Below are 21,091 nucleotides of genomic sequence, written 5' to 3' on the forward strand. Positions count from 1 at the left end.
AGACTTAACACAGCCGGTTTGAGCTGTGCATCACAGGCCCCGGACGGGCCGAATCTGGAGATATCACCGCAATGTCAACTATTGGTCGTATTCACTCCTTTGAATCCTGCGGCACCGTCGATGGCCCCGGGATCCGCTTTATCACCTTCTTCCAGGGCTGCCTGATGCGCTGCCTGTATTGCCACAACCGTGACACCTGGGATACCCACGGCGGCACCGAAGTCACCGTCGAAAGCCTGATGAAAGAGGTTGTAACCTATCGCCACTTTATGAACGCTTCCGGCGGCGGCGTGACCGCGTCCGGCGGTGAGGCCATTTTGCAGGCCGAGTTCGTGCGCGACTGGTTCCGCGCCTGCCGCAAAGAAGGCATTCATACCTGCCTCGATACCAACGGCTTCGTTCGTCGCTACGACCCGGTTATTGACGAGCTGCTTGAAGTGACCGATCTGGTCATGCTCGACCTCAAACAGATGAATGATGAGATCCATCAGAATCTGGTTGGCGTGTCTAACCACCGTACGCTGGAGTTTGCCCGCTACTTATCGAATAAAAACATCAAAGTCTGGATTCGTTACGTGGTGGTTCCCGGCTGGTCTGACGATGATGATTCCGCGCACCGCCTCGGCGAGTTTACCCGCGATATGGGCAATGTCGAAAAAATCGAACTGCTGCCCTATCACGAGTTAGGCAAGCACAAATGGGTAGCGATGGGTGAAGAGTACAAGCTGGATGGCGTACATCCGCCTAAGAAAGAGACCATGGATCGGGTCAAAGGCATTCTCGAGCAGTATGGCCATAAGGTCATGTACTAAGCCGACGGACGGCGTGGCCGGCTAAGCAGAATTTTCCCCGGATAGCGACGCAGAACGTCTTATCCGGGTGGAAAACGCTTCGGCAAGCATTACGACATAAAGTATTGCGACAGCTTATTCGCCACGCTTTCAATCGAGAAAATGCGTTTCTGATGCGCCTTACGATATTCCGCATAGCGCTCATCCTGCTCCTCCAGCGCGCGAAGCATTCGATCGGCAACCATCATTGCCCCCGCAATTTCGGCAAATCCTGATTCACCTTCTCCCTGTAAAGCCACCGCGGCCTGCAGGTTCCAGTCCGATAAACGGGCCAGCGGCGTAAACGTGCCGCGGGTCAGCGACAATATTTTCACCCCCTGCTGCTTCGCCAGCGTCAAAGCCTGGATCATATCCGCCGAGGCCTGTTCGGTATGCACGACGATAATTCCCGTCTTTTGCCGATCGGTTGCTATCGGGATCGCCGCCGGATAAGAGCGATCGACGAAGCTGGCAACTTTGCCCATGTTGATTAAATTCATTTGCAGAAACAGGGCAACGGGCACCGCCGTACCCACCGCATAAATAGCGATGTTATTCAGCGCATTCAGCCACACCGCTGCGCTTTGCAGCTCCTGAGCATCGATAATGGTATTGCTATCGCGAATGCTCGCCAGCACCGGCGCAATATCGTCGTCATCGCCGGCTTCCGGGCGGGCAGCCCCCTGCTCAACCGCCAGCGCCGTTCTGAAATCGGAGAAACCTTTAAATCCAAACGCCCGACAAAAACGGGTGATGCTGCCCTCGCTGGTGTCAACAGAGTCGGCCAGTTCTGAAATCGTATGCCGCATCACAAAATCAGGATTTTCCGCAATAAAACGGCCCACTTTCTCCAGTATCGGGCTGAGTTCTGAAGACCCATTTCGTATGTTTATCAACAGGTTGTTATCTATCTGGCTCATTTTTTGCCTTTCTTGCTCAAAATGCAAACACAGTCACATCTTTCGTTTCGCGCTAAAGATAATAATTATTATCTCACACAAACAAATAAAAATAATTATTTTTACAAACAGGAGAACATCTCATGAAAGGTCTCATCGTCTGTCGCACCGGTATGGGCAGTTCCTTAATGCTCAAAATAAAAGCACAAAAAATCATCGATAAACACGGCTGGGATATCGAGCTGGAACACGACGTCCTCTCCGGGTTACGAACCTGGCGAGATATTGATTTCGTGATCACGATGCGCGATCTCACCGAGGAAGTCGAAGCTGCCGGATTTAACGCTATCGGTATCACCGACCTGATGAACAGTGAAGAAATGGAATCAGCGCTTATCCGCGTAATCCAGCACAACTAACCTCTCCCGGAGGCAATATGGATTTCCTCAGATTTATTGTATTCGACATTCTGGGCGTCACCCCACTTTTAGTTGGTTTTATCGCATTAATTGGCTTATTGATCCAACGAAAGCCCATTGAAAAAGTGCTCTCCGGGACTTTCAAAACCATTGTCGGCTTTCTGGTTTTTGCCGGCGGGGCCGGGCTGGCCGTGACCTCTCTCGGCAATTTTCAGACATTATTTAGCGATGGCTTTGGTCTGAAAGGCGTGATGCCGCTGGCGGAAGCGCTGACCGGGCTGGCGCAAACTAAATTCGCGATGTGCGTCTCGCTGATTATGGTGATTGGTTTTGGCTGGAACCTGTTCTTTGCCCGCGTGACCCCTTTCAAATACATCTTTCTCACCGGACAGCATAATCTCTATCTCTCGGCCCTGCTGACCGTCACCTTGAAAGCGCTCGGCTATAGCGACATGACCACCATTATTGTCGGTTCAATCCTGCTGGGGCTGGCCGCCTGTCTGTACCCGGCAATTGCCCAGCCGTGGATGAGAAAAATCACCGGTAATGATGAAATTGCGATGGGGCACTATGTGACGCTGGCCTACGCGGCATCCGGATGGATCGGTTCAAAGGTGGGCGATCCTAAACAGTCGACCGAAAAGCTGAACCTGCCCGGCTGGCTGGGGATCTTTAAAGATTACATCGTCTCCGTATCAATCTCGGTCAGTATTTTCTATTACATTGCGGCGCTCGCCGCCGGGAAAGCGGCGGTCACGGCGGCGGCTGGCGGAATGCACTGGCTGGTTTACCCTCTGTTCCAGTCGCTCACTTTCACCGCGTCTCTGTACATCATCATTACCGGGGTACGCCTGCTGCTGTCTGAAATTGTCCCGGCCTTCCTCGGCATTTCGGAGAAATTCATTCCCAACGCCAAACCCGCCCTCGATTGCCCGGTCGTTTTCCCGTATGCGCCAACCGCCACGGTACTGGGATTTATCTCTTCATTTGTTGGCGGGCTGGTGGTGATGGGCTTTCTGGCGATCCTCGGGCAAACCGTCATTATTCCGGTGGCGATCCCCTACTTCTTTATCGGCGCCACCGCAGCGGTATTTGGTAATGCCTCCGGCGGCTGGAAAGGGGCCATCGCCGGCAGCTTCGTCACCGGGATCCTGATCGGCATCGGTCCTGCGTTGATCTACCCCATCATGGAGTCCGTCGGCCTGTCGGGAACCAGTTTCCCGGAAACCGACTTTGTCGCCCTGGGCCTGGTTGTGTACTACATCGGCAAAATGCTGCCATAAGAAGGAAACCACATGAACATTGATGAACTGAAGTCCCATGCGCTCGCCGCTCGCCGCGATATTGTCACGATGATTTATGAGTCCGGCATTGGCCACCCGGGCGGCGCCTTATCGATAATCGATATCCTCACCTGGATCTATTATCAGGAGGTTGACCTGGCGGCCTCGCCCCGCGCGCGCGTCGTTATGAGCAAAGGGCACGCCGTTGCCGCGCAGTACGCCATGCTTTACCAAAAAGGGAAAATCGATCGCAGCGAGTTCAATACCTTCCGCCAGATCAATTCGCGCCTGCAGGGACACCCCAGCATAAAATCGCTGCCGGATGTCGATGCGACGACCGGTTTGCTCGGCCAGGGGCTATCCGTCGCCTTCGGTATGGCGGCCGCTAAAAAGCGCCGCGACGAGCCTCATCGGGTATTTGCCATCATCGGCGATGGCGAAATGCACGAAGGGCAAATCTGGGAAACTTTACAGCAGGCCGGGCATATGAAAATGGATAATCTGGTCGCGATTATCGATTACAACGGCTTCTCTTCCCACGATCCGGTCAATGAGGTGGTTAATCTCGAGCCGCTGGCGGATAAGATCCGCAGCTTCGGCTGGCACGTGCTGGAGCTGCATAACGGTAATGATATGCACCAGGTGGCCGACACCCTGATGCTCTCCCGCCATCTGAAAGGCAAGCCGGTAGCCATCGTTGCCCATACCACCAAGGGCTCCGGCGTCAGCTATATGGAAAATAACGGCGACTGGCACTCAAAAACCCCGACCACAGAACAATACCAGCAGGCAATGGAGGAGTTACAGTGATGAAAGCACCGCGTGATGAGATCGGTAATGCACTGATTGCCCTGAAAGAAAAAGGCTACCCCATCGTCGCTATCGATAGTGACTTAGCCAGTTCAACCCGCACCGACCAGTTTCAGGCGCGCTACCCGGAGGCCTTCTTCGAAATGGGGATCGCGGAAGGTTCAGCGATGAGTTTTGCCGTGGGTCAGGCGCTTGAGGGCTATATCCCCTTCTATGTCAATTTTGCGATGTTTGTGACGGGGACGGCATGGACCCAGCTGCGACAGGCCTGCTACGCCAAAGCCAACGTCAAGCTGGTGGGTAGCCATCCGGGGATGGATGACGGCCCGGACGGCGCCTCGCACCACGCGCTGGAGGATCTTGCCCTGACCCGCGTGCTGCCGGGCCTGACGATCCTGACGCCGGCCGATGCCGAAGAAATAGCCGACGCCTTTGAGCAGGCGGCAAAAATCAAAGGCCCGGTTTATATCCGCGTGGCGCGTGAACCGATGCCGGTGCGCGATAAGAGCGTGATACCCCGGGTCACCGATATCGCGGCTATCGCCAGCAGCGGCAACGAGTTCGCCATTCTCTTTGAGGGCACGGTGCTGGAACAGGCCAGCGAAGGCTATGAAAAGCTGGTTGCCAGCGGCAAGAAAGGCAAGCTCATCCACGTGGCGACGCTCAAACCGTTTAACCAGCAGGAGTTTTATGCGCTGGTAGCAGACTGTCCGCAGATCGCCACGCTGGAGAATCACACGGTAAACGGCGGCCTTGGCGGCCAGGTAGCCGAAGCGATGGCCCAGGCGGCCCATCCGGCGCGCCTGACGCGCCTGGGAACGCAGGATACCTTCACCGAGTCGGGCAACAGCCGGCAGCTCAAGGCAAAATACGGCATCTCCGGCGAGGCGCTGTATAACGCGCTTCGCTGACCGTCGCACGAGCCGGTCGCCCACTGACCGGCTCGCTATTTGAGGAGCCGACATGGATGAAAAATTATTTGCCGCTTGTCAGTACACCGAGCGTGGTCTGGACTGGCGCGGCGCGATTAAGCTGGCCTGCCGTCCGCTGGCGCAGCAGGGGAAAATCAGCGCCGGCTATGCGGATGCCATCATCAGCGCCACCGAGAAAAATGGCCCCTGGTACATACTCACTGCGGAATTTGCCCTCCCGCACGCCCGCCCGGATGAAGGGGTTCTGAGCCCGCACAGCGTGCTCTCACTGGTTTGCTGCGCCGAAGCCGTGGCGTTTCCCGATCACCCCGATGTACGGCTGATTATCGTCCTGGCCGCGGCCGATAGCGAACAGCATATTCAGACGATCCAGCGATTAGTCTGCTGGCTGGATGAGGGGGATCGGCTGCATCGGCTCACCAGGGTGGAGCATCAGAGCCAACTTGATGCGCTCGTCGCTGGCGGTAAATAAATCAAAGGGGACAACGTCCCCTTTGATTATCACCGTAGCGAAGGCCGGAAGAAAAATTACGCGTGCGCCACCGGCGTCGGATGATGACCGGCTTTGCGCAGCAGCGTCAGCAGATAAATAAACGACACGCTGGCAATCATGATAAATAGCAGGTTGTCGGAAAAGTTCTGCATCAGCATGGCGGTGAAGGTTGGCCCGAGCAGGCTGCCGACGGTATAGCTCATCAACAGTGCCTGGTTCATGGCGACCAGCTGATGGCGCTCGACTTTCTCACAGGCCCAGGCCATTGCTACCGGGTACAGCGTGAAGCCCGATGCGCCAAGGATAAACAGCGCCGGAGCCATTGCCGCGCCGCTAAGCATTGCCAGGCAGCCTAAAATCACCACAAAAACCTGAACGCGCAACACCAGCAAGCGACCATAGCGGTCGGCCATACGGCCGATCGGCCACTGGCCCAAAATACCTGCGCTGACCATAACCGCCATCCAGAAACCAATGCCGGAGTCACTGACGCCCTGATGGTTCAACCACAGCGGCATCAATCCATACAGCGACCCAAGAACAATCCCGGAGATAATGCAGCCGTTCACGCCATGGCGGGCCTGACGCAGCCTGAGCATTGGCCAGATCCGCGCCGGCTCATGCTGTTCATCACTTTGATTCACGACGCGGGTAAACAGCAGCGGCAGAATCGCCGCCAGCGTCAGCGCGGTCACCCACGGCAGCACGCTCATTAGATCCGTCGGCAGTTTGCTGACCATCAGCTGACCCAGCACGGTTCCCACATAGTAAACCATCATATAGGCGGCCAGCAGACGACCGCGGCTACGCGACGTTCCGCTGCAAACCAGCGCGCTTTCGACCACTACCCAAATCATCGCGCAGCCGACGCCGGCGAGAAAGCGCCAGCTGAACCAGGTCCAGAAACCGAGGGTAATACCAAGTCCGACGCAGCCCACCGCAAAGATCAGTGACGCAAGATAATAGCTACGGTTAAATCCCAGACGCTTAATCACCCATCCGGCCAGCAGCGTCCCGACCAGGTTACCGGTGAAATAGGACGAGCCCACCATTCCAACCTGCCAGGTTGGCATATTTTCATGGGCGAGCCAAAGCGGGACGAGGGTATTTAAAACCGCAATCGCCAGCGTCAACAGAAGCAGGCCGCAGAGCAACATTTGCACCGGCCGGGTGTAGATGGACATGGATATAACCGTGAGGAAGTTTAGATTTCGTGCGCATCATGCCACCGCTAAAAACATTGTCAATCCACCAGAAATCAGGCGGGACGCGGTTTCACGGGCAACGATAGAAGTTTTTCATCCAGCGGAGCGACAACAGAATTATTCTTTATATTATTCCATTGTTTTTATTAATTTATTGAAAATAAACGGCGGGAATATCAGTAGAAAAATTTCATGAATCAACAGCACTTTTTTGTTGCGCCAGAACCGGGGGTTCTGGCGCAACAGCTTATCAGCTGGCGATAGCCATGCCGACCGTCATATGCAGACCGTAGAAGATGCCACGCCCTACCATCTCGCCGACCAGTACCAGCACCAATGCCAGGCTTAACAGCGGCACAGCGGGCTGATAGCCTTTGAGCAGCGGAACAACCCAGCATGCCAGAGCCAGCACCAGCGCAACCACACGCCAGGCCATCAGTGAGCCATAATCCGGCACCAACGCGGAGGCCTGCTGAATAGAGCTGTGGATCATCGGCAGCTCGCTGCCTTGCATCAGGGCCACAATAACGCTGGCCACCAGCGCCAGCAGCGTGACCACCGGCAACAGACGCATCGCCCAACCGTCAACGCCCGCCACGCGCAGCAGTAGACAGCCCAGCAGCGGGCCGCCGAGAAACAGCGTCAGGAAGAAGCTCAGCGGCGTCCAGACGGTATACCAGGTCGGTACGGTATCAATGGTGTTATACACCCGCACCATCATCCAGACGAAGAGAATACCCAGCACCATCGTCGCGACCAGCCAGAGGCTGCGCAGCCCGGCCGGCAGCTTCTTCACCACCGCCAGCAGCCAGCCAATTCCGCCGACGGCGAAAAAGAGGGCTCCGCTGGCAATTTCGTTACTTAACGACGACGCACCAATCCGGTTAAGCGAGTTAAAAGCCCGCATCGGCGATCCCAGGTGCATCGTTGAGGCGATAAACCCAATCCCCATCAGCACCCACAAGCCAAACATGCTCAGCACTACGCGCTGCTGCTGCTCATTCGACAAACCGCCTTTCATCAGCGCCAGTGCCAGGACGATAAAACCGCCCGCCACACATTGTCCAAAGACCGTGAAGATCATCAGCGGCCATTCATGCCATCCACTTCCCATCTCACACCTCCTTCGGGTTGGCCAGATAGCCGGTTGTATCACCGCACGGACGACTATTGGCGTTCGGTTTGATGACAATACTGGGTTTGGTAAAGTGCGCGGATGGCAGCGGCGCAACCGCAGCCAGTTCGCCGTGTTTCTTACGCAGTTCTTCGATCGGGCCAAAGTCCAGCGCGCGCAGCGGGCAGGATTCGACGCAAATCGGTTTTTTACCCTCGGCAACGCGCTGGTAGCAGCCATCACACTTGGTCATATGCCCTTTCGCCGCATTATACTGCGGCGCACCGTACGGGCAGGCCATATGGCAATAGCGACAGCCGATGCACACATCTTCATCAACCACGACAAAACCGTCATCGCGTTTATGCATAGCGCCGCTCGGGCACACTTTGGTACAGGCCGGGTCTTCGCAATGGTTACAGGCGATGGATAAGTAATAGGCAAAGACGTTCTGATGCCAGACGCCGTTATCCTCCTGCCAGTCACCGCCCGCATATTCATAAATGCGGCGGAAGCTAACGTCCGGCGTTAAGTTCTTGAAGTCTTTACAGGCCAGCTCGCAGGTTTTACAACCGGTACAACGAGCAGAATCGATAAAAAATCCGTATTGAGTTGTCATCGGTTATTCCTTACAGCTTTTCAACCTGGACCAGGTTCGTGTGCGATGGGTTACCTTTCGCCAAAGGCGACGGGCGTTGGGTGGTGAGCACGTTGATGCTCCCCGCCTGATCCACGCGTCCTGCGTCCGGGTTATACCAGGCGCCCTCACCCAGCGCGACAACGCCAGGCATCATTCGCGGCGTCACTTTGGCTTCGATATGCACTTCACCGCGATCGTTGTAAATACGGATGCGATCGCCGTTGGCAATGCCGCGTTGTTTCGCATCGAGTGGGTTAATCCACATCTCCTGACGACAGGCGGCCTTCAGCACATCGACGTTGCCGTAGGTGGAGTGAACGCGCGACTTGTAGTGAAAACCGGTCAGCTGCAGCGGGAATTTCGCCGTCAGCGGATCGTTATAGTTTTCAAAACCTGGCGTATAAATCGGCAGCGGATCGATCACATCGCCTTCGGGGAGTTCCCAGGTGGCGGCAATTTGCGCCAGCGCCTGGGAATAGATCTCAATTTTGCCCGACGGGGTCTCCAGCGGATTTGCCTGCGGATTGTCACGGAATGCCTTATAGGCAACATGATGCCCTTCCGGGTCGCGCTGCTTGTAAATCCCCTGCTGACGGAAGGTATCGAAGTCCGGCAAATCCGGGATAGCCTTGCGGGAAAGTTCGTGCAGATAACGCATCCAGCCTTCCTGGGTACGGCCTTCGGTAAACTTCTGCTCCACGCCCATGCGTTTTGCCAGTTCCGTCGTCATGTCATAAATCGTTTTGCACTCAAAACGCGGTTTAATCACCTGGTCGGTGAAGATGACGTAGGACATGTTGCCGCATGAAGCATCCAGCGCGAAGTCCATCTGCTCGGATGCAGTGCAGTCCGGCAGCAGAATATCGGCATATTTTGCCGACGAGGTCATGTGGCAGTCGATCACCACGATCATCTCGCACTTCTTATCATCCTGCAGGATTTCATGGGTGCGGTTGATATCAGAGTGCTGGTTAATCAGACAGTTACCGGCATAGTTCCAGATCATTTTGATCGGGACGTCCAGTTTATCTTTACCGCGCACGCCGTCACGCAGCGCCGTCATCTCCGGGCCACGTTCAATCGCATCGGTCCACATAAACATGGAGATACTGGTCTCAACGGGGTTCTCCAGCGTCGGCATACGTTCAAAAGGCAGGTCGTAAGAACCTTCACGCGCGCCGGTATTCCCTCCGTTGATGCCAACGTTTCCGGTCAGAATCGACAGCATCGAGATAGCCCGGGTGGCGATTTCACCATTCGCGTGGCGCTGCGGCCCCCAGCCCTGGCTGATAAAGGCAGGTTTGGCTGTCGCAATTTCGCGTGCCAGCTGCACAATACGCTCGACCGGAATCCCGGTGATAGTCGATGCCCACTGCGGCGTTTTGGCAGTGCCGTCCCTACCCTGACCGAGGATGTAAGCCTTGTAGTGACCGTTGGCCGGCGCATCGGCAGGCAACGTTTTCTCGTCATAGCCGACGCAGTATTTATCGAGGAACGGCTGATCGACCAGGTTTTCGGTGATCATCACCCAGGCGAGCGCGGAAACCAGCGCGGCGTCGGTACCGGGGCGAATCGGTATCCACTCATCTTCACGGCCGGCGCCGGTATCGGTGTAACGCGGATCGACAATGATCATCCGGGCGTTGGATTTTTGCCGCGCTTGTTCCAGGTAGTACGTTACCCCGCCGCCGCTCATCCGCGTTTCGCCGGGGTTGTTACCGAACAGCACCACCAGTTGACTGTTTTCGATATCCGACGGGCTGTTACCGTCGGCCCAGCCGCCGTAGGTGTAATTCAGACCCGCGGCTATTTGCGCCGATGAATAATCACCATAGTGGTTAAGGTAACCGCCGCAGCAGTTCATCAGACGCGCAATGAGCGTTTTCCCCGGTGGCCAGGAGCGGGTCATGGTGCCGCCAAGAGTTCCGGTCCCGTAGTTCAGATAGATCGATTCGTTACCGTAATCTTTAATCAGGCGCTGCATATTGCTGGCGATAGTATCGAATGCTTCTTCCCAGCTGATGCGCTCAAATTTTCCTTCCCCGCGCTTGCCAACGCGCTTCATGGGATACTTCAGACGATCGGGGTTGTAGACACGGCGACGCATGGAACGCCCGCGCAGACAGGCGCGTACCTGATGCAGGCCATCATAGTTGTCATCGCCGGTATTATCCGTTTCAACGTATTTAATTTCACCATCAACCACATGCATCCGCAGCGGACAGCGGCTGCCGCAGTTCACGGTACAGGCACTCCAGGTGACGGTTTCATTCACCGGCGCCAGAGCGTCGGCAGCATGGGCAATGCGTGTAAACGGTAGGGTAAATGCGCTGCTGGCCATCGCCAGACCGCCAATTGCCGTGGTTTTCATTAAACCACGCCGGCTTACTTCGGCAGCCAGTAAAGCATCGGGGGCTTTAATTTTCATGGATACTCGCTTTGGTTGCTCACAATTCACTGACAATCGTTATATAGATACATATATAACGAATTTAATCTTTTATAGTTTTTTATGCTGCGTTAACACCAAGGGAGTATGGGGGGAATCACCGGGGGGATTATTGCCCGGCATCAATAAGGGGATAAAAAAAAGCGCCCGGAGGCGCTTTTGAGAAACAGGTAAAAAAATCAGCCGATAAATTCGAGGCCACGCATATAGGGGCGCAGAATTTCCGGGATTTCGATACGGCCATCCGCCTGCTGATAGTTTTCCATCAGCGCAACCAGGGTACGACCTACCGCCAGCCCGGAGCCGTTCAGCGTATGCACCAGACGGGTTTTCTTGTCGGACTTGCTGCGGCAGCGTGCCTGCATACGACGCGCCTGGAAGTCCCAGACGTTAGAGCAGGAGGAGATTTCACGATAGGTGTTCTGTGCCGGAACCCAGACTTCCAGATCATACGTTTTGCATGCGCTGAAGCCCATATCGCCGGTGCAGAGCGCCACTTTGCGGTATGGCAGACCCAGCAACTGCAGAACTTTTTCCGCATGGCCGGTCATCTCTTCCAGCGCCGCCATCGAATCTTCCGGACGCACGATCTGCACCATTTCCACTTTGTCGAACTGATGCATACGAATCAGACCACGGGTATCACGACCATAGGAGCCCGCTTCAGAACGGAAACACGGCGTGTGAGCGGTCATTTTGATCGGCAGATCGTCTTCGTCAATGATCTCATCGCGAACGAGGTTGGTCAGCGGTACTTCCGCAGTTGGAATCAACGCATAGTTGCTGCTGTCGGCTTCTTCTTCCAGCGGACGCGTATGGAACAGATCGCCGGCAAATTTCGGCAGCTGACCGGTACCGTAAAGCGTATCCTGGTTGACCAGGTACGGTACATAGTTTTCACTGTAGCCGTGCTGTTCGGTATGCAGATCCAGCATGAACTGCGCCAGCGCACGGTGCAGACGGGCCAGTTGCCCTTTCATCACCACAAAACGGGAACCGGTCAGCTTAACGGCTGCGGCAAAGTCCAGCCCACCGTGCATTTCGCCCAGCGTAACGTGATCGCGGACGTCAAAATCGAACTCGCGCGGCGTACCCCAGCGGCTGACTTCAACGTTGTCGTTTTCGTCGCGACCGGCCGGAACGTCGTCGTGCGGAATATTAGGGATAGTCAGCGCGATATCGCGGATCTCTGCCAGTAACACGTCCAGCTCGGCTTTCGCCGCATCCAGCTGTTCGCCCAGTTTGTTGACTTCCAGGCGTAATGGCTCGATATCTTCCCCGCGCGCTTTCGCCTGGCCAATGGATTTCGATCGGGAGTTACGCTCCGCCTGCAGGTTTTCTGTTTCAACCTGCAGAACTTTACGACGCTCTTCCAGAGCGCGCAGTTTATCTACATCCAGCTTAAAGCCCCGGCGTGCCAGTTTTTCAGCGACTGCGTCTGGCTCGGTACGCAGCAGATTGGGATCGAGCATGCTTATCCTGTGCTTATCGAATAAATAAAAGAAAAGTGGCCGCAGACTACGACCACCGGGATATCTTGATAACCTTACCGCAACGTCTCTGTTAGCGGTAGCGTTTTATGGGGCTATTTTGATCCTGTTCGGTAAGCCAGGCGAGCTTTTCGCCAATTTTCCCCTCCAGCCCCCGATTTGTAGGCCGATAATAACGAGTTTGGGCCATTTCCTGCGGGAAATAGGCTTCCCCGGCAGCATAGGCGTTTGGCTCATCATGGGCATAGCGATACTCCTGCCCATAGCCCATCTCTTTCATCAGGCGGGTTGGCGCGTTGCGCAGGTGCACCGGCACATCGTAATCAGGACGCTCGCGGGCATCGGCCATGGCGGCTTTAAATGCGGTGTAGACCGCGTTGCTTTTCGGCGCGCAGGCGAGATAAACGATGGCCTGCGCAATAGCACGCTCGCCCTCCGCTGGCCCTACGCGGGTAAAACAGTCCCAGGCAGAGAGCGCGACCTGCATGGCTCGCGGGTCAGCATTTCCGACATCTTCGGAAGCGATCGCCAGGCAGCGTCGGGCCACATACAGCGGGTCGCCGCCGGCGGTGATGATTCGTGCGTACCAGTACAGCGCCGCATCCGGCGCGCTGCCGCGAACGGACTTGTGCAGCGCGGAAATCAAATCGTAGAAACGATCGCCTTTATTATCAAACCGCGCGCTGCGTTCACCGGCAATTTCGGTCAGCAGTTCCGCTTTCAGCACCCGGTTGCCGGAGGCATCCGTCTCTGCCATATCGGCCATCATTTCCAGCGTATTAAGCGCCCGGCGCGCATCGCCGTTAACCAGCCCGGCGATAGCCTGGCGGGTATCATCCGGCAGCACGATATTTTGCCCGCCATAGCCACGATCTTTATCGTTCATCGCCTGCGTGAGCACATGCTCAATATCCTCGCTGGACAACGATTTCAGCAGATATACTCGCGCCCGGGATAGCAATGCGGAATTGAGTTCAAAAGAGGGGTTTTCCGTCGTCGCGCCGATGAAGGTGATGGTGCCGTCTTCAATATGCGGTAAAAACGCATCCTGCTGGCTTTTATTGAAACGATGGACTTCGTCAACGAACAGAATCGTGCGGCGTCCGGCATTGCGGTTCTGCCTCGCGCGCTCGATCGCTTCGCGGATCTCTTTTACGCCGGAGGTCACCGCCGAGATCCGTTCAACATCGGCGCTGGCATAGCGAGCAATCACTTCAGCCAGCGTAGTTTTGCCGGTGCCAGGCGGCCCCCACAAGATCATCGAATGCAGATGCCCGGCCTCAATCGCCCGCGGCAAAGGTTTCCCCGGCGCCAGCAGATGCTGCTGGCCTATGTACTGCGCTAAATTTTCTGGCCGCATGCGGGCGGCCAGAGGTTGAAACGCATTGTCGGAAAAATCGAGCGACAGATTGCTCACATTCGCCTCTACTTACGTTGATCGTCCACCGTCACCCCTTTCGGCGGTGTAAAGGTGAACTTAGATGCATCGACCGCACCGTTTTGCTGAGACTTCAGCTGGTAGCTGCTGCGCTGGTCATCCTGCTCTACCGCGCTGAACTGATGGATGGTCCCGTCGCGGCCAACGTTAATCGTAAACTGCTTCAGGTTGCCGCCGCCGCTTTTCGGCGTAAGAACAAAATCATCGCCGTTCTGCTTGATGTTGTACTGCTGCCAGTCGTTGGACTGGTTGCGGGCAATCAGCATAAACGGCGTGTTGCTGGTAGCGTCTTTCAGCCAGGTGACGGTTGCCTGCTCGACAAACGGGTTGTAGAACCACAGGGTTTTCCCGTCAGAGACCAGAATGCTTTCATCCGGCTGGGTCATATGCCAGTTAAACAGATTCGGACGTTTAACCCACAGGTCGCCCTGCCCGTCCTGTACGGCGTTACCGCTGCCATCGGTCACTTTTTGGGTGAAACTGGCATGGAAGCTGCTCACTTTATCGAGGCGGCTTTTCAAATCACTGGCGGCATCCGCCCAAACCTGGCTCACGACAAATCCAGACAGTAATGCACAGGTGATTGCGAGTTTTTTCATTGTTATTCCTTAATGTGCGTCACTCCCGACGCGGGAGCCTCTTCTGCCTCCTAATGTAGGACCGCCTGGCACGACGGAACAGCAGAACAGGCTGATTTTGCGCTTATTTACCCAACTTTGCACTTACTCGAAGGGAGGCGGCGCCAGCACTTCGCGGTTACCATTATGGCCCTGCTCGCTGACAATACCCTGCGCTTCCATCTGTTCGATAATACGTGCCGCACGGTTATATCCGATGCGGAACTGACGCTGAACGCCGGAAATAGAGGCTTTACGTTTTTCAGTGACGAAGTTCACCGCCTGATCGAACAACGGATCCAGCTCTTCACCACCGTCAAAGCCGCCGCTGCCGCCTTCGCTTTCGCTATCTGATGTAATGCCGTCAACATACTGCGGACGCCCGCGCGCTTTCCAGTCCTGAACCACAGCGTGGACTTCCTGGTCGCGAACAAACGCGCCGTGTACACGAACCGGCATGGTCGAGTTCGGCCCGGAGTAAAGCATATCCCCCATCCCCAGCAGTGATTCCGCGCCGCCCTGATCGAGGATGGTACGCGAGTCAATTTTGCTCGAGACGGTGAACGCGATACGCGTCGGAATGTTCGCTTTAATAAGACCGGTAATCACGTCAACCGACGGACGCTGCGTTGCCAGCACAAGGTGAATACCCGCCGCACGCGCTTTCTGCGCCAGACGCGCAATCAGCTCTTCGACCTTTTTGCCGACAGTCATCATCAGGTCGGCGAATTCATCTACCAGAACAACGATATACGGCAGTTTTTCCAGCACCGGATGCACGGCGTCCATGCTGTCGCCCGGTTTCCAGTACGGATCCGGAATCGGACGGCCCATCCGCGCCGCTTCGGCGATTTTCTCGTTGTAACCCGCGAGGTTACGCACGCCCAGCGCCGACATCAGCTTATAACGACGCTCCATTTCATTCACGCTCCAGCGCAGTGCGTTAGCGGCGTCTTTCATATCGGTAACGACTTCGGTCAGCAGATGCGGGATCCCTTCATAGACCGACAGTTCAAGCATTTTCGGGTCGATCATAATGAAGCGCACATCTTCCGGCTGCGCTTTATAAAGCATGCTGAGGATCATGGCATTCACCCCAACCGATTTACCGGAACCAGTGGTACCGGCAACCAGCAGGTGCGGCATTTTTGCCAGATCGGCAACGACCGGATCGCCGGCGATGTCTTTCCCCAGCACCACGGTAAGCGGCGACGGGTTATCGCGGAATTTCATGTTATCCAGCACTTCTCGCAGATAAACGGTCTGGCGTTTTTTATTCGGCAGTTCCAGACCCACGTACGGTTTACCCGGAATGACTTCCACGACGCGCACCGCAATGGTGGACAAGGAGCGGGCCAGGTCACGCGAAAGGTTTGAAATCCGCGCGGCCTTCACGCCTGGCGCCAGATTCAGTTCGAAGCGGGTGATAACCGGGCCTGGCGAGTAGTTCACCACATCGGCTTTAATGCGGAAGTCAGCCAGACGAGCCTCAACCAGGCGCGCCATTTGCTCCAGCGCGAAGGTATCCACCGGCTCGACCTCGCTCGGCGGCGGGGTCAGCAGATCCAACGACGGCAGCGGCGTTGTCGGCCGTTGCATCGGCTGGCTGTTGCCGTTACGCATCAGCAGCGGATGAATCAGGCTATCCTGCGACGGCACCGGGGCTGTCTGCTGCGGCATGTGGCCCTGATGGGCTTGCTGCGGCTGATAGCTCTGTGCGGCAGGCTGAGGCTGCTGCGCCATCTGCGGAGGTTGAGCCGGCTGCACAGGTTGCTGATACGGTTGTTGTACCGGCGACGACGGCACCGGCTGTTGATACTGTTGAACCGGTTGCTGCTGTGCCGGCTGCTGGTACTGCTGCACCGGCGGCGGTGTCTCCGGCAGCGGTGTGAACAGCGGTTCGCTCGGACCGTCATCGACCAGCGCTTTCATCGGCGAGAAATCATAATCCGCAGGAGAGAACGGCGTTGCGCCCTGCGGCTGTTCGCTGCTGTAGCGCTGCTGCTGCGACGCCGCAAACTGACGGGCCAGTTCAGCTTCAGCTGCGGAGTCATCCTCTTCATCCTGCGCGTAGACTTCGCCGTAACGCTGCTGCTGGGTGGCGGCAAACTGGCGAGCCAGTTCGTCCTGTTCCAGCGCATCCGCTTCTTCATCTGTTAACGGCTCGTCGTCATAGGCCTGATTGAGTTCAGCTTTACGCGCCCGTTCTTCAGCCATACGTTGTGACGGCAGTTTAATACCATACGATGCCAGCTCACGGCGCGTAGGGACGCGGACATGATTAGGACGCGGCAGTTTTGGACCAATCCCCTCTTTCACCTGCGCACGCGGGCCACCGGATGCCGGACTGAACAGCGGTGCAGCGGATGACGCGGTGGAAGCGACCGTCGCCGCGGTTGCACCCGCGCTCGTCGCCTGGTGTACGCCGGCGGCGAGGGTGGTCACCGCTGCGGCTTCGACCGGAGAGACCGGTGGCGGTGTAACAGGACGCGTGGCGACCGGGCTTGCTGGTTCAGGGATCGGCTGATACCAGGCGGCCAGCTGCTCGCGCTCGCGCGCGCGCTTCTCTTCGACCTCTTCAAAATAATACATTGGCGGACGCTGTGGCTTCACCTCTTCCTGCGGAGCCTCAGGCGTTACGGCAGGAGCCGGTGGCTCCGGCTGGTAAACCGGCTGCTGCACCGGTGCCTGCTCGGGCTGGTACGCCTGATGCTGCGGGTAGGACGGCTCCGGCTGGTAAACCGGCTGCTGCACCGGCACCTGCTCGGGCTGGTACGCCTGATGCTGCGGGTAGGACGGCTCCGGCTGGTAAACCGGCTGCTGCACCGGCGCCTGCTCGGGCTGGTACGCCTGATGCTGCGGGTAGGACGGCTCCGGCTGGTAAACCGGCTGCTGTACCGGCGCCTGCTCAGGCTGGTACGCCTGATGCTGCGGGTAGGACGGCTCCGGCTGGTAAACCGGCTGCTGTACCGGCGCCTGCTCAGGCTGGTACGCCTGATGCTGCGGGTAGGACGGCTCCGGCTGGTAAACCGGCTGCTGCACCGGCGCCTGCTCAGGCTGATACGCCTGATGCTGCGGATAAGACGGCTCCGGCTGGTAAACCGGCTGCTGCACCGGCGCCTGCTCAGGCTGATATGCCTGATGCTGCGGATAAGACGGCTCCGGCTGGTAAACCGGCTGCGGCACGTGCTCAGCTACCGGTTCAGCCCATGCCTGTGGCGCTGCGGTGGCAGCAGCTGCTGCAGCCAGCGGGTCGGCAATGCTGTGACCATTTAATAGCGGATCGTAAGGGTCAAAATCTCCCGGCCGCGCCGCGCTGGCGCCAGAGAACAGCACATCGTCAGCATCGCCCGGACGTGCGGCGCTGGAACCCGAAAAGAGTACATCGTCCGCCGCTACGGGCGCCCCGTTGGCGCTGAACTGCACATCCTCTTCGGCATCATCCATACGTTTGCCAGAGAACAGCGCGGCATCGGTTTTACGCCCCATCGGATTGGAGAATTTCTCCGCCAGACGCTGACGGCGCGCGAGCGCGCTGCGTAAAATGCGCGCACGACGAGATTCCTGCGGCTTCACGGCGTCGTCGTAGTCGTAGTCGTCTTCATCGTCTTCGTATTCGTCCTCATCCACCCAGGTATCGTCCCGACGGGTACGGTTACTGGCGAATGTCAGAACAGACAAAATCGCACCGCCGAGTTTTTCGGCAATGCTGACCCATGACCAACCGGTAAACAGCGTTAAACCTGCCGCCCAGATGCACAGCAGCGCAATAGTGCCGCCGCTGCTGTGCAGCAACGGTTGCAGAGTGGTGCTCAGCAAACTGCCGATCACGCCGCCGGAGGCAAAATACCAGATATCATCGGCGTTAATCGCGGCCAGGCCGCAGGAGGTCAGAATCAGCGCCAGTGCGCCAATTAAGCGTAGCGATACGGCGAAGTAGTCGATGTACTCGTCGCTGGCCTGATTACGCCAGGCGAACCAGCAGCCGCCGATAATAATTACGGGAATGGTGTAAGCCATTACGCCAAAAATGAAAAATAGCGTATCGGCAAGCCAGGCTCCCGGAATGCCACCTATGTTATGAATAGGTTCGTGCCAGGCCGTTTGCGACCAGCTAGGATCCGAGGGATTAAAGCTCAGTAATGCCGCCATCAGCCAGATGGCAAACAGGGAGCAAAGGATGAGTAACGCCTCAAGGAGTCGGCGCCCGCTGCTTAACTTGGTCAGTTTGACTTCTTTGTCTTCGGTGTATTCCTGGCTCAAAAAAGGCTCTCCAGGTATCAGGCTGTTTCCTGCCTGCTGCTAAAACGGACAACAGTGCCGGGTCACCCCGGCACTGTTGCTGTATGGATTAACAGGAGTGTAATCAAACTACGTCGATTTTGCACCTGTTCCGTGTTAGCGCGTCTTAATTACCAGACGATTACTTTGCTTGACTTCTTCCATTACCACGTAGGTACGGGTGTCGTTCACGCCCGGCAGACGTAGCAGGGTCTCGCCCAGTAATTTGCGATACGCTGACATATCCGGCACGCGGGTTTTCAACAGATAGTCGAAATCACCGGATACCAGATGACACTCTTGAATTTCTTCAAGTTTTTGCACAGCGGCGTTAAATTGCTCAAACACATCCGGCGCGCCACGATTCAGAGTAATCTCAACAAATACCAGAAGTGATGCATCCAGATAGTGCGGGTTGAGCAGCGCCGTATAGCCCTGAATAAAACCCTGTCTTTCCAGTCGACGCACGCGCTCAAGGCAAGGCGTCGGGGAAAGTCCCACCCGTTTAGAAAGTTCGACGTTTGAAATACGCCCGTCTTTTTGAAGCTCATTCAAAATATTACGATCGATGCGGTCGAGATCTTTGCCAGGGCGCTTCTTGCTATCTACCATTATTATTGTCTCTCTGTATTCCTTCCCTACTCCTGTTCCGACTCAGAGCCTTCACTGCCCGAGTCCATCCTGTTCTTACCCGTATACGACATCGAGTAACCCCAGGGGTACGTGAGAAGCCCGTTGCCTGACGGCAGCCACCGACATCACGCATGGCGTCTGTCCACACCATGCGTAGATTTCGCTAACCCGGATAAAAATGGCATTTGCGTGCATGAAAATTCGCCGCACGCGAAACACTGCTTTTTGTCTTCCATGAATGTTTTCGCAAAAGCACAGGGGATTGTCAAAGCAAAACATCGATTTTTAGTACAAGATGCCAGATATTCATTATCCACCCCCGGTGATTCTCATGTTTTCCTCTTATAATTGTCCTGCCGACAGTAGAATTAGTTATATTCTTCGCACGTAAAATCGCCAGTTCATTGGCGGCCTCTATTGCACATATCGTTAACAAAACTGCTGCGCTCTTTTTTTACGACAACAAATTCCCTACAATCCAGCCCAATGTATGCCAATAAATTATGGGGATCTCATGGGCACGACCAAACACAGTAAACTGCTTATTCTTGGTTCTGGACCTGCGGGATATACCGCTGCAGTCTACGCCGCGCGCGCAAACCTGCAGCCGGTACTGATTACCGGCATGGAAAAAGGCGGTCAGCTGACCACCACCACGGAAGTGGAAAACTGGCCGGGCGATCCCAACGATCTGACCGGGCCGCTGCTGATGGAACGTATGCACGAACATGCGACGAAATTTGATACCGAAATTATTTTCGACCATATCAATAGCGTCGATCTGCAAAACCGTCCTTTCCGCCTGGTCGGCGACAGCGGCGAGTACACCTGTGACGCGCTGATTATCGCCACCGGCGCTTCAGCACGCTATCTGGGGCTACCGTCAGAAGAAGCGTTCAAAGGACGCGGCGTATCCGCCTGCGCAACCTGTGACGGATTCTTCTATCGCAACCAGAAAGTGGCCGTCATTGGCGGCGGCAATACCGCGGTGGAAGAAGCCCTGTACCTCTCTAACATCGCGTCCGAAGTCCACCTGATTCACCGCCGTGATACCTTCCGCGCGGAAAAAATCCTGATTAATCGTCTGATGGATAAAGTGGCCAACGGTAATATCGTGCTGCATACCCATCGCACGCTGGAAGAAGTGACGGGCGACCAGATGGGCGTCAGCGGTCTGCGTCTGCGTGATACGCAGAATGCCGACAATGTCGAGTCTCTGGAGGTCGCTGGTCTGTTTGTCGCGATTGGCCACAGCCCCAACACGGCCATTTTCGAAGGCCAGCTGGCGCTGGAAAACGGCTATATCAAAGTGCAGTCCGGGATCCACGGCAATGCCACCCAGACCAGCATTCCGGGCGTATTCGCCGCGGGTGATGTGATGGACCATATCTATCGCCAGGCCATCACCTCTGCCGGTACCGGCTGTATGGCGGCGCTGGATGCTGAACGTTATCTTGATGGTTTAGCTGACGCGTGCAAATAATCTTTACAAGTCAGTAACAAAGGTAAAGAAGGCGACGAAAAGTCGCCTTTATTTTTTCCTCGTTGTAACATTGCG

At 56.2% G+C, this 21,091-nt stretch carries 17 protein-coding genes; 7 read left to right on the forward strand and 10 right to left on the reverse strand.

The genetic code is table 11. The annotated features are described in order from the left end of the window. Positions 1 to 71: 71 nt before the first annotated feature. Positions 72 to 812 (forward strand): pyruvate formate lyase 1-activating protein, encoded by a 741-nt coding sequence (gene pflA, locus DSD31_RS16875; RefSeq protein WP_004860059.1) that lies wholly within the window; start codon positions 72 to 74, stop codon positions 810 to 812. Between the two features lie 89 nt (positions 813 to 901). Here pflA and DSD31_RS16880 read toward each other — a convergent pair whose 3' ends face one another. Continuing rightward, positions 902 to 1,750 (reverse strand): MurR/RpiR family transcriptional regulator, encoded by an 849-nt coding sequence (locus tag DSD31_RS16880; protein WP_015584797.1) that lies wholly within the window; start codon positions 1,748 to 1,750, stop codon positions 902 to 904. Positions 1,751 to 1,872: 122 nt separating this feature from the next. On the opposite strand from DSD31_RS16880, the gene DSD31_RS16885 reads away from it, so the two are divergent. The 5 genes from DSD31_RS16885 to DSD31_RS16905 are packed head-to-tail and all read left to right on the forward strand — an operon-like array spanning position 1,873 to position 5,645. Then, positions 1,873 to 2,148, forward strand: a complete 276-nt coding sequence (locus tag DSD31_RS16885) for a PTS sugar transporter subunit IIB (protein WP_015584798.1) — start codon at positions 1,873 to 1,875, stop codon at positions 2,146 to 2,148. Between the two features lie 17 nt (positions 2,149 to 2,165). Next, positions 2,166 to 3,431, forward strand: coding sequence for a PTS ascorbate transporter subunit IIC (locus tag DSD31_RS16890; protein ID WP_015584799.1), 1,266 nt, complete (start codon positions 2,166 to 2,168; stop codon positions 3,429 to 3,431). 12 nt (positions 3,432 to 3,443) lie between these two features. Further along, positions 3,444 to 4,241, forward strand: coding sequence for a transketolase (locus tag DSD31_RS16895; RefSeq protein ID WP_004860052.1), 798 nt, complete (start codon positions 3,444 to 3,446; stop codon positions 4,239 to 4,241). Then, entirely contained in the window at positions 4,241 to 5,152 is a 912-nt protein-coding gene (locus tag DSD31_RS16900) for a transketolase family protein (RefSeq protein WP_032716977.1), read from the forward strand. Before DSD31_RS16895 ends, DSD31_RS16900 begins: the two co-directional genes overlap by 1 nt. A gap of 52 nt (positions 5,153 to 5,204) precedes the next feature. Then, on the forward strand, positions 5,205 to 5,645 hold the full coding sequence (locus DSD31_RS16905) for a PTS sugar transporter subunit IIA (protein ID WP_032716976.1): 441 nt from the start codon (positions 5,205 to 5,207) through the stop codon (positions 5,643 to 5,645). A 56-nt stretch (positions 5,646 to 5,701) separates the two neighbouring features. Here DSD31_RS16905 and DSD31_RS16910 read toward each other — a convergent pair whose 3' ends face one another. The 9 genes from DSD31_RS16910 to lrp all read right to left on the reverse strand — a co-directional run bounded on the left by DSD31_RS16910 (position 5,702) and on the right by lrp (position 19,512). Next, complete coding sequence (locus tag DSD31_RS16910) at positions 5,702 to 6,850, reverse strand: MFS transporter (protein ID WP_015584800.1); 1,149 nt, start codon at positions 6,848 to 6,850, stop codon at positions 5,702 to 5,704. A 271-nt stretch (positions 6,851 to 7,121) separates the two neighbouring features. Next, positions 7,122 to 7,985, reverse strand: coding sequence for a dimethyl sulfoxide reductase anchor subunit family protein (locus DSD31_RS16915; RefSeq protein WP_064359839.1), 864 nt, complete (start codon positions 7,983 to 7,985; stop codon positions 7,122 to 7,124). A gap of 1 nt (position 7,986) precedes the next feature. Further along, on the reverse strand, positions 7,987 to 8,604 hold the full coding sequence (locus tag DSD31_RS16920; protein ID WP_015584801.1) for a DMSO/selenate family reductase complex B subunit: 618 nt from the start codon (positions 8,602 to 8,604) through the stop codon (positions 7,987 to 7,989). A 10-nt stretch (positions 8,605 to 8,614) separates the two neighbouring features. Then, positions 8,615 to 11,053 carry a dimethylsulfoxide reductase subunit A gene (dmsA, locus tag DSD31_RS16925; RefSeq protein WP_032716974.1) on the reverse strand — a complete coding sequence of 813 codons (2,439 nt, stop codon included), beginning with the start codon at positions 11,051 to 11,053 and terminating at the stop codon, positions 8,615 to 8,617. Positions 11,054 to 11,253: 200 nt separating this feature from the next. Further along, the gene (serS, locus tag DSD31_RS16930) at positions 11,254 to 12,546 is read right to left on the reverse strand and encodes a serine--tRNA ligase (RefSeq protein ID WP_004860040.1); all 1,293 of its coding nucleotides are present in this window, start codon (positions 12,544 to 12,546) and stop codon (positions 11,254 to 11,256) included. Positions 12,547 to 12,637: 91 nt separating this feature from the next. Further along, positions 12,638 to 13,981 carry a replication-associated recombination protein RarA gene (gene rarA / locus DSD31_RS16935; RefSeq protein WP_015584803.1) on the reverse strand — a complete coding sequence of 448 codons (1,344 nt, stop codon included), beginning with the start codon at positions 13,979 to 13,981 and terminating at the stop codon, positions 12,638 to 12,640. A gap of 8 nt (positions 13,982 to 13,989) precedes the next feature. Continuing rightward, positions 13,990 to 14,601, reverse strand: a complete 612-nt coding sequence (gene lolA / locus DSD31_RS16940) for an outer membrane lipoprotein periplasmic chaperone LolA (RefSeq protein ID WP_004860037.1) — start codon at positions 14,599 to 14,601, stop codon at positions 13,990 to 13,992. A 123-nt stretch (positions 14,602 to 14,724) separates the two neighbouring features. Further along, positions 14,725 to 18,882, reverse strand: a complete 4,158-nt coding sequence (gene ftsK / locus DSD31_RS16945; protein WP_113991197.1) for a DNA translocase FtsK — start codon at positions 18,880 to 18,882, stop codon at positions 14,725 to 14,727. Positions 18,883 to 19,017: 135 nt separating this feature from the next. After that, positions 19,018 to 19,512: a leucine-responsive transcriptional regulator Lrp gene (lrp, locus tag DSD31_RS16950; RefSeq protein ID WP_000228469.1), complete on the reverse strand. Its 495-nt coding sequence runs from the start codon at positions 19,510 to 19,512 to the stop codon at positions 19,018 to 19,020. Between the two features lie 535 nt (positions 19,513 to 20,047). On the opposite strand from lrp, the gene trxB reads away from it, so the two are divergent. Beyond that, positions 20,048 to 21,016 carry a thioredoxin-disulfide reductase gene (gene trxB / locus DSD31_RS16960; protein ID WP_004860029.1) on the forward strand — a complete coding sequence of 323 codons (969 nt, stop codon included), beginning with the start codon at positions 20,048 to 20,050 and terminating at the stop codon, positions 21,014 to 21,016. The last annotated feature ends 75 nt before the right edge of the window (positions 21,017 to 21,091 follow it).

It is taken from the genome of Klebsiella sp. X13, assembly GCF_003323835.1.
In the GTDB taxonomy this organism is placed as follows: Bacteria; Pseudomonadota; Gammaproteobacteria; order Enterobacterales; family Enterobacteriaceae; genus Klebsiella; species Klebsiella ornithinolytica.

Excerpts from the sequence above, each read along its gene's own strand:
- pflA (WP_004860059.1), top strand. The coding sequence starts at position 72 with ATGTCAACTATTGGTCGTATTCACTCCTTTGAATCCTGCGGCACCGTC.
- DSD31_RS16880 (WP_015584797.1), bottom strand. The coding sequence starts at position 1,750 with ATGAGCCAGATAGATAACAACCTGTTGATAAACATACGAAATGGGTCT.
- DSD31_RS16885 (WP_015584798.1), top strand. The coding sequence starts at position 1,873 with ATGAAAGGTCTCATCGTCTGTCGCACCGGTATGGGCAGTTCCTTAATG.
- DSD31_RS16890 (WP_015584799.1), top strand. The coding sequence starts at position 2,166 with ATGGATTTCCTCAGATTTATTGTATTCGACATTCTGGGCGTCACCCCA.
- DSD31_RS16895 (WP_004860052.1), top strand. The coding sequence starts at position 3,444 with ATGAACATTGATGAACTGAAGTCCCATGCGCTCGCCGCTCGCCGCGAT.
- DSD31_RS16900 (WP_032716977.1), top strand. The coding sequence starts at position 4,241 with ATGAAAGCACCGCGTGATGAGATCGGTAATGCACTGATTGCCCTGAAA.
- DSD31_RS16905 (WP_032716976.1), top strand. The coding sequence starts at position 5,205 with ATGGATGAAAAATTATTTGCCGCTTGTCAGTACACCGAGCGTGGTCTG.
- DSD31_RS16910 (WP_015584800.1), bottom strand. The coding sequence starts at position 6,850 with ATGTCCATCTACACCCGGCCGGTGCAAATGTTGCTCTGCGGCCTGCTT.
- DSD31_RS16915 (WP_064359839.1), bottom strand. The coding sequence starts at position 7,985 with ATGGGAAGTGGATGGCATGAATGGCCGCTGATGATCTTCACGGTCTTT.
- DSD31_RS16920 (WP_015584801.1), bottom strand. The coding sequence starts at position 8,604 with ATGACAACTCAATACGGATTTTTTATCGATTCTGCTCGTTGTACCGGT.
- dmsA (WP_032716974.1), bottom strand. The coding sequence starts at position 11,053 with ATGAAAATTAAAGCCCCCGATGCTTTACTGGCTGCCGAAGTAAGCCGG.
- serS (WP_004860040.1), bottom strand. The coding sequence starts at position 12,546 with ATGCTCGATCCCAATCTGCTGCGTACCGAGCCAGACGCAGTCGCTGAA.
- lolA (WP_004860037.1), bottom strand. The coding sequence starts at position 14,601 with ATGAAAAAACTCGCAATCACCTGTGCATTACTGTCTGGATTTGTCGTG.
- lrp (WP_000228469.1), bottom strand. The coding sequence starts at position 19,512 with ATGGTAGATAGCAAGAAGCGCCCTGGCAAAGATCTCGACCGCATCGAT.
- trxB (WP_004860029.1), top strand. The coding sequence starts at position 20,048 with ATGGGCACGACCAAACACAGTAAACTGCTTATTCTTGGTTCTGGACCT.